Here is a 14117-nt window from a genome sequence, read left to right as displayed (position 1 = left end):
ATTCATCTGCACTTTGTTAGAGAAATTGTTATTCATAAACAAAAATAAGACTGTCCTTAATTAGGACAGTCTTACTGCTTACTATTATTAATAAATCGATGTACTATCTTTTGGCAAAGCTTTCACATGTTTTAAATAGTTCGTCACTTTATCATCATCATCTTGCGGATATTGATATTCATATGTGTTAGCGATTTCGTTCGCCACTTCCCTAAATAAATCACCCATGACAAAGAATGACTTCCATATGTTTTCATATTCTGCATTAGAAAATGTTCTTTTAAATTGCACCCACATATCTTTTTCAATATATTGCTCGAAATGCTTTCCAAACTTCCCTGCATTAACTGTAAAATCTGTTTTCATACCAATATACCATTCTAGCATTACGATGAACATATCTCGCACTGGTCCCTCAAGCATTCCTTTTGCATAAGAAAGCTCTTCTCTCCATAGCCCTTTTGCCACATTCGTACTACACCACCAAAATTCATTACAACAATCCAAAAACTCTTTTTCTGTAGGCTTTTTTATTAAGTAATCTTTATCGCTTGCTGGCGGGAATCCTTCCATACAATTATCTTTATCGAGAAGTAATTTACTTAAACTATCTTGTCCAACGAACTTTTTTATTAACTCAACTGGAACTAGCGTTAAATCAATCCGATTCCCATCCATGAACTGCATCAAATACGGAAACTTCCCATCTTCATCTGGTTGAACTAACGACATTTCTTCTGGCATTTGTACTATCATTATTTCTCCAAATCTATGAACCCAATTATGATTAGACGTAAAAGATTGTATATCATTTACAACATACATAATATCATAGTCTTGAAAACAATCTCTTTTCACATTTGGATTTACACGCGATCCATTCATGATAACTGCTCGAATTCTTCCATCCTCTTTTGCTGTATTAATAATTAAGTCTAGCATTTCTTTTTCAGTTCTCATCTACTTATAGCCTCCAATTTTTTGATATATAATATAGTGTTATGTATGTCGGAGGCCCACGAGCTAATCTCGTTATACAAGATACATGTTATAATTTTTCAAACATCTTTTTCATTCTATCTATCTCCTTACCTCATTCTTTTACGATTGCCATTACAAATCCATCGTATCCCTTACTTCCGACAGTTTGAAGCGCTGTAGCACTAACACGTGGCTCAGCAGCTATTAATTCATAGAAACGACGTATCCCTTGTACACGAGGATCGGTACTAGTATTGTCAATAACTTCTCCTTCACGTACTACGTTATCCCCAATAATTACAGTACCCGGTCGTGATAGTTTTAGTGCCCATTCAAAATAAGCAGGGTTATTTTGTTTATCAGCATCTATAAAAATAAAATCAAACGGTTCATACTTCTCGTTTTCTATTTGTTGTAAAGAATCTAACGCTAATCCTGTTCGTATTTCAATTTTATCAGTCAAATTAGCACGCTCAATATTGCTACGTGCAATTTCAGCATGTTTTTCACTTGCTTCCAATGTAACAACTCGGCCTCCAGATGGCAATGCTCTAGCAAGCCATATCGTGCTATACCCGCCTAGCGTGCCAATTTCTAAAACATTACGAGCCCCTTGAATTTGTACTAATAATTGTAAAAACTTCCCTTGCGTTGGTGATACATCATGTGCTGGCAAATTAGCTGCAGCATTAGTTTGAAGAACCCCTTCTAATGTAGAATCTTTCGGTATTAATACATCACTCATATATTGATCAACAGCCGTCCATTTCTCAATTTCACTCATGCAAATACCATCCCTTTCAATTTCCCAATGCTTTCTACCATTCACTTTTAATTATACCGATAATTCTGTCTCGAATACAAAAAATAAAGAAGGGACATCTACCCCTTACAGAATAGATATCCCTTCTTTTAAAGTTAAATTTACTTCCTATGGATTAGTAGACCAAAGCCCAGCAGATTTAATAAATGTACGTTTATTTAATTTCAGCTGCGCTACGATAAATTCTGCAATATCTTCTGCTTGCATTACTTTATCAGGGTTTCCATCAGTTAATCCTAAATCTACAGCCATATCAGTCGCTACTGTACTTGGAGTTAAAGCTGTTACACGAATGTTATGTTTGCGAACTTCCATCGCTAACGATTCTGTTAGGCCAAGGACACCAAATTTAGAAGCACTATATGCACTTGTTACAGGTGCACCTTTTTGTCCTGCTGTAGATGAAATGTTAATGATATCACCAGATTGTTGTTCAATCATGCTTGGTAAAGCAGCACGAGTTGCATAATATACACCCATTAAGTTTACTTGAATGATTTTTTCCCAATCAGCAACGTCTAGTTCTAAAAACTTACCGAATTTAGAAATACCAGCGTTATTAATTAAAATATCGATAGATCCTAAACCATTTTTTAACGTTTCAATCGCAGTTGTTACTTCTTCGTATGAAGAAACATCAGCAGTTGCAATAACGGCTTTTACACGTTCTGCTTCTACTTCTTTCGCTACAGCTTTTAAGTTTTCTTCTGAACGAGCTAATAAGCCTACATTTACGCCTTCTTTCGCTAATGCGATTGCTACAGCGCGACCAATCCCTCTACCTGCTCCTGTAATTAAAGCATTTTTACCTTGTAATAATTCTGCCAAGTATAACACTCCTTAATCATCTCAGTTATGTATTATATTAAAATTGTATCTATGTTTATGTAAAAAGGCAATGATGCACTTTCATGTGCGTAGGTTACTTGTAGGTAACTATAGAAAGTTTTTGTTTATAAGTTTCATGTTTTTACCATTATTCATGTAAAATAAAAACAAATCCAGCATAGGAGAGTGTATGTGTATGAAAAGAAAAAAATGGGTCTTGTTACTAACTGCAGTCGGACTATTTATCATATTGTTTGCCCTGTACTTTATATTTGGTAATCCACTAAATTATAAAGTAATAGAAAAAGATACTAGCAATTATCTCCATATTAAAAAAGGTTATAAACAAGAAGAAATACAAGACATAACCGGAAAATATACTCCCATTTATAATATTGGCTATTATGCAACAGTAGTATATAAAGACGAACCATATTTTACATACTCTTATACATACGATGATAATAAAAAAATAATACAAGACAACGGTATTTTAGGAAGACATACTGAGTCATTTGAACATCTTAATTTAAACTGGTCGTTGTTTGACCAGTTAGTAGATGGTATTCATACAAACTTGCAAGGAAGAGGTTTAAAAGAAAAGAAAGATTATTCTATACGAAACGTTCAATTCATTGATATAGATGACGATAAAAACGGTGCAGAAGCATACGTTGACTTTAAGAACGATAAAGAATCTGATTACTCATACCGTATGAATAACGAAGGAAAAGCTTATCAATATAATTGCAGTAACGGTAAATGCATTTTTAAAGAAAAATAGTGTTAGAAGGCTCTCCTTCTAACACTATTTTTCTTCATAATTAGGAATACATACAATAAATTCTGTTCCATTTCCTTCTTCACTCTCTACTTTTATCTCTCCTTGATGAAGGTCGAGTACTTTCTTTACAATAGCTAAACCTAAGCCACTTCCTCCATAGGCACGATTTCGTGAAGAATCCGCTTTATAAAAACGCTCAAAAATATGTTGTTTCTGTTCTTCTGATATACCGATTCCCGAATCATGGATGCGCACTTCCACTACTGTTTCATGTTCCTTTAACTGGATAGTAATCGTGCCACCGCTTGAAGTAAATTTAATACTATTATGAATTAAATTAATCCACACTTGACTCATACTTTCTTGGTCAGCAATAACATGTACTTTTTCTAAATCTAGTTCTAACTCGATTTCTTTTTCAGCCCAGAGCGGTTCACTATTTAACACAATTTGCTTTAACTGCTGATCTAATCGATAACTCACTCTTTCTGGTATATACTCTTCTGATTCTAAAAGAGTTAGCTTCAATAAGTTTTGACTTAGTTTAGATAATCTCGTTGTTTCAGTTTCAATAATGGTAAGATAATGTTTTCTTTTTTCCTCAGAAAGATTATCGTCTTGTAGTGCTCTAGCAAATCCTTTTATAGAAGTTAATGGTGACTGTATTTCATGAGAAACATTCGATACAAATTCTTGTCTCATTTTCTCCATCGTATTCAGTTCATCTGTCATATCATTTATACTTTTTACGAGCACACCAATTTCTCCATCATACTTTTCTTCATTTCGTATTTTTACGGAGAAGTCTCCTTTTGCAATTTTTTGTATCGGTTCAATAATAGTCCAAATCATTGCCTCTCGTTTTGGCCTCATTAATATTCCAATTAATGTCCAAATAAGAATAATAAATACAAAACCGACCATATCACTAATTAGAAAGGCAACAAATGGCGATACGTTTACGTCAAAAGCATTCAATATACTAGTTGCTACATAAAATGCGATAGACCAAATGATAGTAAGAAAAGAAAAGAGCGCTAATACCGCTCCAAATACTTTCAGCATCTTCAACTTACTCATTCGTTTTCTTTTTCTCATTTACTTACCTCTAAGCGATACCCTAATCCTCTTATTGTTTTAATACTAAATTTCGACTGCTCTTCTTGAAACTTCTCACGTAACCGATTAATATGAACGTCTAGTGTACGTTCATTCCCTTCAAAATCATATCCCCATATTTCTTCAATTAATTGCTCTCTCGAACAAGTTCTTCCCGATTTAGACCCTAAAGTAAAAAGCAGCTCAAATTCTTTTAACGGTAACATAACCGTTTGTTCTCCAGATGTAACTTCGAATGTTTTACGATTTAATAATACATTTCCAACTTGAATCGATTGTGAAACTGTAATTTGGTAACGTTTCAATAATGCCTTTACTCTCACTACTAGTTCTATAGGATCAAAGGGCTTTACAAGATAATCATCTGTTCCAAGGTGAAATCCTTTTACTTTTTGTGATGTTTCCCCTTTGGCAGTTAGCATCAGAATCGGGATATCATAGTATTTTCTTAATTCAAAACATACATCAAACCCATCCATATTCGGCATCATAATATCAAGAATAACCATATCGACTTTTACTTCGTCCATTTTCTGAAGTGCATCTATTCCATCAATTGCCTCATACGTTTGAAAACCTTCTCGTTCTAAAAATACAGAAACGAGTTCCCTAATGTGTGGATCGTCGTCTACTATTAAAATTTTAGGTATCAAAGGAACCATTTCCTTTCTACTTAGCATCTAATATATTTTTTTAAAATGCACCCTCTTTAATTTTCAATTGTTGCGTTGCAAACTCACGATACATATCATGCGTCTGTAATAATTCATCATGCGTACCACTACCTGTAAGATTCCCTTTTTCAATAAAGATAATTTTATCTGCATCTACAACAGTAGAAAGTCTATGCGCAATCACTAACGTTGTTCTGCCTTTCATTAAGTTATTTAACGCTTTTTGAACGACAGACTCAGATTTACTATCTAAGCTTGAAGTTGCCTCATCGAGCATAAGAATTTGCGGATTTCGAAGTAACGCTCGGGCAATGGCAATTCGCTGTCTTTGCCCACCAGAAAGCTTCACACCGCGTTCTCCAACTTCTGTTGCATAACCGTTTGGTAAGTCATGAATAAATGCATCAACATATGCCATTGCTGCTACTTTTTCAATTTCTTCATCCGTTACTTCACCTTCAACGCCGTAACAAATATTATCACGAATCGTTCCATCGATTAACGGACTATCTTGTGATACGTAACCGATTTGACGTCGCCATGACTGTAATGAATAACTCGTAATTGATTCTTTTCCTAATTTAATGGCACCACTAGTTGGCTCATAAAAACGTTCCAGTAATGAGAATAACGTTGTTTTCCCACTACCACTTGGTCCTACAATCGCTGTCACTTTTCCAGATTCAATTATGAAATCAATATTTTTCAAAACTTGCTCTTCTTCGTTATACTCAAAATGTACATTTTCAAGAACGATCGGCTGCTTAGCATTTGTCACTTTCACACCAGTTTCATGATCTTCTACTTTATATTCTAAAATCGTACTAATTCTTTCCGTTGCACCAATTGCCTTTTGGAATTGTGTAAAGAACATAGATAATTGACTCATCGGCATTACAATTTGAACTAAATACAAAATAAACGCTACAAGTTCACCAGTTGTTAATGCACCGCTAGAAACTCTCATCCCGCCATATCCTACGATAATAACAAGTAGTGCCATTAAAACAAACGACATAACTGGCGAAATTAATGCTTGCACTTTTCCTTCTTTCAAACCAAATTGTAATAACTTTTGTATGCCTGTATTACCCGTTTCATATTCTCTTTTTTCTGTATTTGAAGATTTCACTAAACGAATTTCTGATAACACTTGCGTTAACACACTTGTAAAAGATGCCGTTTCATCTTGAAGCGCTTTTGAAATCTTATACATTTTTCGTCCAAGTGGAACTAAAATTAATACAGACAACGGAATAACCGTTAAAAGTAACGCAGTCATTTTCCAATCTAACACAAATAATACAATTAACGATCCAACAATTGAAATACCACCTGTTAATAAGTTTGACAAATGCTCAGAAATTAACGTTTTCACAACACCTGTATCATTCGTCATACGGCTAATGGTATCACCTGTTCTATTTTGATCGTAATAAGATACCGGCAAGATAAGTACCTTTTTCCACAAACGTTCTCTTAGTCCCGCTACAATCTTCTGCCCAATATAATTTAGTAAATATATAGACAACCCTGCCGCAATAGTTTGCATTACAAAGAAAGCAACTAACCCAACAATTTGTCCTGCACTAATTGAAGAAAGCGAAAAATTATCTACTAATCCTTTTGTTAGCATAGGAATAAATAAACTCGCTCCCGTAGAAAGCAAACTCATTAATAACGCAAAAATTAAAATTCCTTTCGGAGGATTTGTATCTTGAATAAGGCGTAAAAACTGCCTCCAGCTCCCTTTTTTCTTCATTTCATTTCTAACTTCCATTCCTGTTCATCTCCTCATGTTAAACCAAACTATTCTTTCTAAAATTAGAATACGATACAAATGTAAACTGAATGTAAACACACTTTTTCTATTTTTACAAAATATACATAAAAACTCATCTTTACAACAGATATAAACATCTGATATTATTACCTGGTACTTAATATTATTCTATGTGAATTATAGATAAATAATTTAAAACACGATATAAATCTCCAGTTAGTGAAAGGAGTATCCTTTTTGCAAACAAATATACATTCTGAAAAGGAAACAATTATTTTTATTCATGGATTAGTTGGCAATCGTCGCGCCTTCAAAAAGGAGCAAAAACGATTTTCTGCCTCCTACAACATTATAACTTATGACTTATTAGGTCACGGTGATGATAAAGGAGAAGCAATCGACTTTTCATTACAGCGTCTCGTAGATCAATTATTAAACTTATATGAACAAGAAGGTATTAAAAAAGCTCATATTTGTGCGCTAAGTTACGGCTGTTACATCTCTACAATTTTTGCACAAATGCATCCAGAAAAAGTATTAAGTATTTGTCATATTGGAGGACATTACAATAACCCTTCTCGCTTATATAGCGTATTCCAAAATTTTTGGGAGAAGCGAGGGGATGAATACTCTAAATGGCTCTCTCAATACGCAAATACTATTTTTCCAAGTGGTATACTAAAAGCAAATCCGTTTGCAGTCATTTCAAGAAATATTTACTACCGTTTCGGATTACAATTACATTCATCCATTATTGCCCAGTCATTACGACATCGGTTAGAATTCGATTTAAAGTCTAAATTAAAATCACTTCCTCACCCTATACTATGGGTAATGGGAGAGCATGATCATCTCTATAAATCTTGTCTATTTGATTTGAAATCTATTTTACCTAACGTTCTATATAAGGAAATACCTTTAGCAGGACATGCAGCGAACTTATTTCGTCCTAACTATTTCCATGACTTATATGATCGATTTTTAAATGGAAATTTAAAATAAAAACTATTAAACTTCCAATTTATACAATTATAAAAAGGCTTCCCAAGTTTCCTTGGAAAGCCTTTTCTCTATACGAAAAGTATATAAAACTACTTTTTCTTAGTATGCTTTTGTGTAACCTAATAGGTGCTTGCTCCAGTAAGAGTTACTTACAGAACTAATACGTACACCAGTTGCATCTGTTTCTGCACTAATGAACTGACCGTTTCCTAAGTAAACACCCATGTGAGAAGGACCTGATTTATAAGTATTTTGGAAGTATACTAAATCACCTGGTTGTGGATTGCTAGTTTTTGTTTTAGAGCTCCAGTATCCAGCAACTGTTTGACGAGCGCCTTTATGACCAGTTTGATTTAATACGTAGTGAATGAATCCACTGCAGTCAAAACCAGCAGGTGTTGTACCAGCATTTCTGTATGGTGAACCATTTAAAGATCTAGCGAATCCAGCGATTGAAGATGTATCTCCACCTGTTGTTGGTTTTTGTACGTCTTTACCTGGTTGTTGAACGTTATTTGTAACGTTATTGTTATTGTTATTTGTAACGTTGTTTACTCCGCCTTTTACAAACTTAACGAAGTCTGCACTTACGTAACCCGTGCGGCCGTTATGGTTAATTTTGTACCAACCATTTTCAGCGCCAGTAACGTTTAGTACTTTACCATTTGTTACTCCACCGATTACAGCGTTGTATGTAGCTGGGCCTGTACGTACTTTTAAAGCACCAGTGTTAACAACATAAGAACCACCAGTTTGAACTGTTGTAGTATTGTTGTTTGTAGTTGGTTGTTGTGTTTCGTTAGATACAGCAGAACCACCTTTTGTTACGAAGTCTTTGCTTACGTATCCAGTTCCACCATTGAAGTTGATTTTAAACCAATCTTGTACTTCACCTACAACTTGTACTGTTTTACCTTTGTTTACAGAACCTAATACTGTATGAGATGTACTTGGGCCTGTACGTACGTTAAGTGAAGAAACGTTTACTGTGTAAGTACCTGTTCCTTGTTGAACAGTCGTTCCTGTTTTGCCACCAGTCGTTACGAAGTCACCACTTACATAACCTGTTTGACCATTTACGTTTACTTTGAACCAACCGTTTTCTTGTCCAACTACTTGTAGCACTTGACCTGATTTCACTTTAGAAATAACGTTATGTCCTGTACCAGCACCTGAACGAACATTTAATACATCAGCAGTTACTGTGTATTTTAATTCAGAAGTTGTTTCTACAGTTTTTGTTTCAGTTACAGTCGTTTGAGTTTGAGTTTGTCCATTAATTTCTTTTAGCGCTTCATTTGAAACTTGTGCATGAGCAGAATCCATTCCTGGAACTGCAACGCCAGCTACAGAAGCTGCTGCTAAACCTGCAATTACTTTTTTCATAAGTTGTCTTTACTTCCTTTCCCTACTATCCTCTTAAAAAAAACTTAAAACTTTAATACTTTACAATATTATCAAAGTAAAATATTCATCCAGTTCCATTTTTTAGCAAGAGTTTTATTTTTCACACAGAGTTCATTTTAAATGAACAAAGTGAAATCCGTGTGAACTTCATGTGAACTTTATCATTAATTATAGTGTTTTTGCAATGATTTTTTCAAATTTCTTATATATCGCATGAAAATTCGACATTTCATTTAATATCTCAATATAAAACATCGCTTTTCTATCTTCTATAAAAAATTCTATTAACCTAATACAAACCACATTATGTATTTCCTTATAAAGCTCCTTACATGAAGTATACTTTCATCATGACAAAAATCACTCTATTTATCAATAGTATAATATTTTTAGAAAACTAAATTTCTATACTATCTACAATTTTGAAATAATTTGACGAATTGTAAGATTTATTTCATAAAAACCATTTCTCCTTTACAGAAAACACACACTATACCAACTGTTTTCTTTTCCGATAATGGAATTTATAGGATAATCATAGTATTATATATCATAATAAAACTTTAATTAGTAAAGGTTTTATCCCCCCGCTAATTATTAACCCTCACTACTCGGGCTACCCATTAATGCGGAATTTTATTGGAATAAAAAGAGGAGGCATATTTGTGAGAAATATAATAGATGATCCAATACAAAAAAATATAGAGCCATACTATGCTTTTATTCAATTCGTTTCAATGATAACATTACAAAAAGTATCAGCTATTGAAATACGTAAAAATGAATTAAAAAATCAGATGAAAAATGCTGGACAAAAAAACCCTTATTACGTATAAAAAAGGTGAACAGGTTATATTCCTGTTCACCTTTTATCAAATTATTTTATTTATAAATTTTCACACGGTTTTCTAACGGTTGGAATTCTTTTTCACCAGCATGTACTACCGGTTTACCAAATGGCATTTGCGCAGTGAGCTTCCAATTTGCTGGAACATCCCACTCTTTTCTCACTTCTTCATCAATTAGCGGATTGTAATGCTGCAACGTAGCACCAAACCCTTCAATTTCTAAAGCTGTCCAAATTGCAAATTGTAACATTCCTGATGATTGCTGAGACCAAGTTGGGAAATTATCTTTATATAATGCAAAGTTTGCTTGAAGGCCTTCCACAACTTCACTGTCTTCAAAATATAAAACCGTTCCATAACCACTTTTAAATGCATTCATTTTTTCTTCAGTAGGTGCAAAGTTATTTTCAGGTACAATTTTTCTTAATGTTTCTTTCGTAATATCCCATAATTTATCATGTTGTTCTCCTAATAAAACAACAACGCGAGCACTTTGAGAATTAAAAGCTGAAGGTGTATGTTTTACAGCATGATAAATCACTTCTTGAATTTTTTCATCAGAAACTACTTGCTCTTTACTAATTGCATAAATAGATCTTCTGTCTTCAATTGCTGAGTAAAAATCTTTTGCCATCATAATTCCCTCCAATTTTCAATTGAGGCTATTTCATATGTATATGTCATATTACGCCCCTCAAACTTATTATTAATAAGCTTATAACTTTATAATATCACAGCAACAAATAAACTCAAATGATAACACTTGTATTTAGAATCTTTTTCCTTTTTAAAGTTAAAATAAAAAGACCGTTTGTTGTTATCTAAAATTAGTAACAACAAACAGTCTTACTTATGTAGCGATCTAGATTCGTATTTTACTTACTTACTTAATTAACTAATCCAAATGCATACGACATTAACTTATTTGTCTCTGTAAAACGTTTTGTTTTACTTGATGTCCCCATGACTACTGTAATAATTCTGTTATCACCTTGCTTGGCAGTCCCAGTAAAACAATATCCTGCACTATCTGTAAATCCTGTTTTTAGTCCGTCCATTCCTTCTATATATAAACTTTTATTATTTTTGTTTAACATGTCGTTTGTGCTTATAACATTAATATTATTAAATGCTAGCTGACTTTGACGCAAGTGAGTCACTTCTAATATTTCCGGATAATCTTTTATAAGATGATACGCCAATTGTGCTACATCAGCAGCCGTCATTTTTGTTTCACTTCCATCTGGCTCTTGTAATCCAGAAGCATTTGCAAATTTAGCATGTTCCGACATTTTTAACTGTTTCGCTTTTGCATCCATAAGCTGAACGAAATCTTTCTCCGATTTTGCCATATGTTCTGCTAAAGCCACAGCTGAATTATTAGCTGACTCAATCATTAATGCATGATATAAATCTTTAACAGTTAATGTGTCATTAACTTGTACTGGGATTCTCGCTCCCTCTGTTTGTGCCGCCTTCGCACTCATTTTAACTGGATCTTCCCAGCGAACTTTCCCGTTATGTATACTCTCTAGTAGGAGATACGCTGTCATCATCTTAGACATACTAGCCGGTGCAAAAGCTTCATTTTCATTATATTGATAAATAATATCTCCATCACTCGCATCGATAATCATAGCCGCTTTTGCGTTAATTTCTGGTGGGATGTACTTTGGCGGGACTACTTTTTCAGTAAATCCTGCTTTAGGTAGTTCTGCCACTTGCAAAGGTTGTCCTTCTACATTCGCTACGCTCTTTTGATTTCCTTGGAATAAGAACCAACATATCCCTAAAATAATGACTAATAGGACTGTCATCCTTCCCCATTTTAACCGATTCATTTCAAAACTCCTTTAGCAAACCTTTTATACACTCACATTTAACCTTAACAACAATTCCTTTATACAGTCAAGGTAAAAAGTATATTTATTCATATACAGGAATTATTATTTTAATTTGTTTATGTTACACTTATAATACTGAAATATAAGAATATTCAACAATAAAATCTTGTAAATAAACTATTTAATAGAAGGGATTCATACAAATGCTACTTCCAAAATCATTAAAATATGGAGACACAATTGGGATCTACTCCCCTTCTTCACCAGTAACCTACACTTCTCCAAAAAGATTTGAACGAGCAAAATCTTACTTACAACAGAAAGGGTTTCGTATATTAGAAGGTTCATTAACAGGTCGATATGATTTTTATCGTTCTGGTAGTATACAAGAGCGTGCTGATGAACTAAATGCCTTGATAAGAAACCCTAATATTTCTTGTATTATGTCAACAATTGGTGGGATGAATTCAAATTCAATATTACCTTATATTGATTATGACGCTTTTCTAAATAACCCTAAAATAATGATTGGATATTCAGATGCAACTGCTTTATTACTAGGAATTTATGCTAAAACAGGAATCCCTACATTTTATGGGCCCGCTCTCGTCCCTTCCTTTGGCGAATTTGAACCTTTTGTTAACTGCACATACAAATATTTTGCAGAAACTTTACTACATGATCAATCTCTTCCTTATCATATAAAACAACCATTATTTTGGTCAGATGAATTTATTAATTGGGAAGAAAAGACGAAGGAGAAAGAACTTCGACCAAACAATTGGATTTCAGTAATTGAAGGAAAAGCTACTGGGCGTATTATTGGCGGGAATTTAAACACGATACAAGGAATTTGGGCTAGCCCCTATATGCCACATATTCAAGAAGGCGATATTCTCTTTATTGAGGACAGTTCAAAAGATGCAGCTACTATCGAAAGAAGCTTTTCATTCCTTAAAATTAACGGTGTATTTGATAAAATTTCAGGTATCATTCTTGGAAAACATGAGCAATTTGATGATTGTGGTACAAATCGAAAACCTTTTGAAATACTGTTGGAAGTACTTCAAAATCAAAAAATTCCTTTTCTAGCTGACTTCGATTGTTGTCATACACATCCAATGATTACTATACCTTTCGGTGTTCAAGTAGAGTTGGATGCAACAAATAAAACGATACATATTGTAGAATCTTGGAAAAAATGAATGCATGGCTTCTATTGTTTTACAATAAAAGCCATGATACTATATAATTTGGAATGTGAAAGATTAAACAAAATATATTTCTATATCTATCATTAAAAAAACAGGTATAAATAGATATTTATATGTAAAAGAGAGTGAATAAATGAAACCAACTATTAAAAATTATGTATTTTTACATGTAGCTTTTTTGATATATTCTATCATTATGGTTTACATGAAATGGGCAGCTCAATTTCCAATTGCTTCAATCTCATTTTTTGTTGCTTATTTCGGACTAGTTATACTTTTATTCGGATATGCAATTTTATGGCAACAAGTAATTAAACATTTCGAAATTTCAAAAGCATATTCACATCGAGGGATTATTATACTATGGTCAATGCTTTGGTCAGTATTTCTATTTGGAGATACAATTCAGTGGAATCATTTACTTGGTGCAGCTATTATTATCGTCGGAATTGTGGTGGTGACAAAAGATGAATAGTTATATGCTATTGTTTATTTTCGGGATAATTTTAGCAAATTACTCACAAATATTATTAAAAAAAGCTACTTTACAACAATACGATTCTAGAATAAAAGAATATGTGAATCCTTATGTTATTATCGGTTACTCTTTATTTGTACTTAATGCTGGATTAAATGTAATCGCCATGAAGGGCATGGAATTAAAACAAGCATCAGCATTAGAATCCTTAAGTTATATCATCATATTAATTTTCGGTTGGTATTTCCTAGGGGAAAAAATAACGAAACGTAAACTCATCGGCAACATGATTATTATCGTTGGTGTAATCGTTTATTGTATCCAATAACAAA

15 protein-coding genes are annotated in these 14117 nt (G+C 33.4%); 6 read left to right on the top strand and 9 right to left on the bottom strand.

Features of this window, described 5'->3' with window-relative positions; all coding sequences use genetic code 11:
• Nucleotides 1–87 precede the first annotated feature (87 nt).
• From BUA87_RS01180 to BUA87_RS01170, 3 genes are all read right to left on the bottom strand, one after another.
• Nucleotides 88–960, bottom strand: coding sequence for an aminoglycoside 6-adenylyltransferase (locus BUA87_RS01180; RefSeq protein WP_001258528.1), 873 nt, complete (start codon nucleotides 958–960; stop codon nucleotides 88–90).
• 133 nt (nucleotides 961–1093) lie between these two features.
• Complete coding sequence (locus BUA87_RS01175; RefSeq protein ID WP_071714413.1) at nucleotides 1094–1765, bottom strand: O-methyltransferase; 672 nt, start codon at nucleotides 1763–1765, stop codon at nucleotides 1094–1096.
• Nucleotides 1766–1912: 147 nt separating this feature from the next.
• Entirely contained in the window at nucleotides 1913–2632 is a 720-nt protein-coding gene (locus tag BUA87_RS01170; protein WP_071714414.1) for a 3-ketoacyl-ACP reductase, read from the bottom strand.
• A gap of 190 nt (nucleotides 2633–2822) precedes the next feature.
• Here BUA87_RS01170 and BUA87_RS01165 point away from each other — a divergent pair, with 190 nt between their 5' ends.
• Nucleotides 2823–3416, top strand: a complete 594-nt coding sequence (locus BUA87_RS01165) for a DUF3139 domain-containing protein (RefSeq protein ID WP_071714415.1) — start codon at nucleotides 2823–2825, stop codon at nucleotides 3414–3416.
• A 24-nt stretch (nucleotides 3417–3440) separates the two neighbouring features.
• Here BUA87_RS01165 and hitS read toward each other — a convergent pair whose 3' ends face one another.
• Genes hitS through BUA87_RS01150 form a run of 3 tightly spaced genes read right to left on the bottom strand, consistent with a single transcriptional unit; the run spans nucleotide 3441 to nucleotide 6989 of the window.
• Complete coding sequence (hitS, locus tag BUA87_RS01160) at nucleotides 3441–4514, bottom strand: envelope stress sensor histidine kinase HitS (RefSeq protein ID WP_071714416.1); 1074 nt, start codon at nucleotides 4512–4514, stop codon at nucleotides 3441–3443.
• The gene (gene hitR / locus BUA87_RS01155; protein WP_071714450.1) at nucleotides 4511–5188 is read right to left on the bottom strand and encodes an envelope stress response regulator transcription factor HitR; all 678 of its coding nucleotides are present in this window, start codon (nucleotides 5186–5188) and stop codon (nucleotides 4511–4513) included. The genes hitS and hitR overlap by 4 nt, the downstream gene beginning before the upstream one ends.
• A 40-nt stretch (nucleotides 5189–5228) precedes the next feature.
• Nucleotides 5229–6989, bottom strand: coding sequence for an ABC transporter ATP-binding protein (locus BUA87_RS01150; RefSeq protein ID WP_000453877.1), 1761 nt, complete (start codon nucleotides 6987–6989; stop codon nucleotides 5229–5231).
• Nucleotides 6990–7229: 240 nt separating this feature from the next.
• On the opposite strand from BUA87_RS01150, the gene BUA87_RS01145 reads away from it, so the two are divergent.
• On the top strand, nucleotides 7230–7994 hold the full coding sequence (locus BUA87_RS01145) for an alpha/beta fold hydrolase (protein ID WP_023521720.1): 765 nt from the start codon (nucleotides 7230–7232) through the stop codon (nucleotides 7992–7994).
• A gap of 99 nt (nucleotides 7995–8093) precedes the next feature.
• Here the strand turns inward: BUA87_RS01145 and entFM are convergent, their stop codons facing one another.
• Entirely contained in the window at nucleotides 8094–9380 is a 1287-nt protein-coding gene (entFM, locus tag BUA87_RS01140; protein WP_072938220.1) for an enterotoxin EntFM, read from the bottom strand.
• Nucleotides 9381–10066: 686 nt separating this feature from the next.
• Between entFM and BUA87_RS01135 the strand changes: the two genes are divergently transcribed.
• On the top strand, nucleotides 10067–10237 hold the full coding sequence (locus BUA87_RS01135) for a hypothetical protein (protein WP_001244281.1): 171 nt from the start codon (nucleotides 10067–10069) through the stop codon (nucleotides 10235–10237).
• Nucleotides 10238–10283: 46 nt separating this feature from the next.
• Here the strand turns inward: BUA87_RS01135 and BUA87_RS01130 are convergent, their stop codons facing one another.
• Complete coding sequence (locus BUA87_RS01130) at nucleotides 10284–10886, bottom strand: nitroreductase family protein (RefSeq protein ID WP_002093949.1); 603 nt, start codon at nucleotides 10884–10886, stop codon at nucleotides 10284–10286.
• A 250-nt stretch (nucleotides 10887–11136) separates the two neighbouring features.
• Nucleotides 11137–12090, bottom strand: a complete 954-nt coding sequence (locus tag BUA87_RS01125; RefSeq protein ID WP_001080878.1) for a D-alanyl-D-alanine carboxypeptidase family protein — start codon at nucleotides 12088–12090, stop codon at nucleotides 11137–11139.
• A gap of 206 nt (nucleotides 12091–12296) precedes the next feature.
• Between BUA87_RS01125 and BUA87_RS01120 the strand changes: the two genes are divergently transcribed.
• The 3 genes from BUA87_RS01120 (at nucleotide 12297) to BUA87_RS01110 (ending at nucleotide 14113) form a co-directional block, all read left to right on the top strand.
• The gene (locus BUA87_RS01120; protein WP_023521717.1) at nucleotides 12297–13298 is read left to right on the top strand and encodes a S66 family peptidase; all 1002 of its coding nucleotides are present in this window, start codon (nucleotides 12297–12299) and stop codon (nucleotides 13296–13298) included.
• 142 nt (nucleotides 13299–13440) lie between these two features.
• Nucleotides 13441–13782, top strand: a complete 342-nt coding sequence (locus tag BUA87_RS01115) for an EamA family transporter (RefSeq protein WP_000805130.1) — start codon at nucleotides 13441–13443, stop codon at nucleotides 13780–13782.
• On the top strand, nucleotides 13775–14113 hold the full coding sequence (locus BUA87_RS01110) for an EamA family transporter (RefSeq protein ID WP_001089874.1): 339 nt from the start codon (nucleotides 13775–13777) through the stop codon (nucleotides 14111–14113). Before BUA87_RS01115 ends, BUA87_RS01110 begins: the two co-directional genes overlap by 8 nt.
• The last annotated feature ends 4 nt before the right edge of the window (nucleotides 14114–14117 follow it).

The organism is Bacillus sp. bc15 (genome assembly GCF_900142585.1).
In the GTDB taxonomy this organism is placed as follows: Bacteria; Bacillota; Bacilli; order Bacillales; family Bacillaceae_G; genus Bacillus_A; species Bacillus_A cereus.
This window is presented reverse-complemented; position numbering and strand designations above follow the sequence as displayed.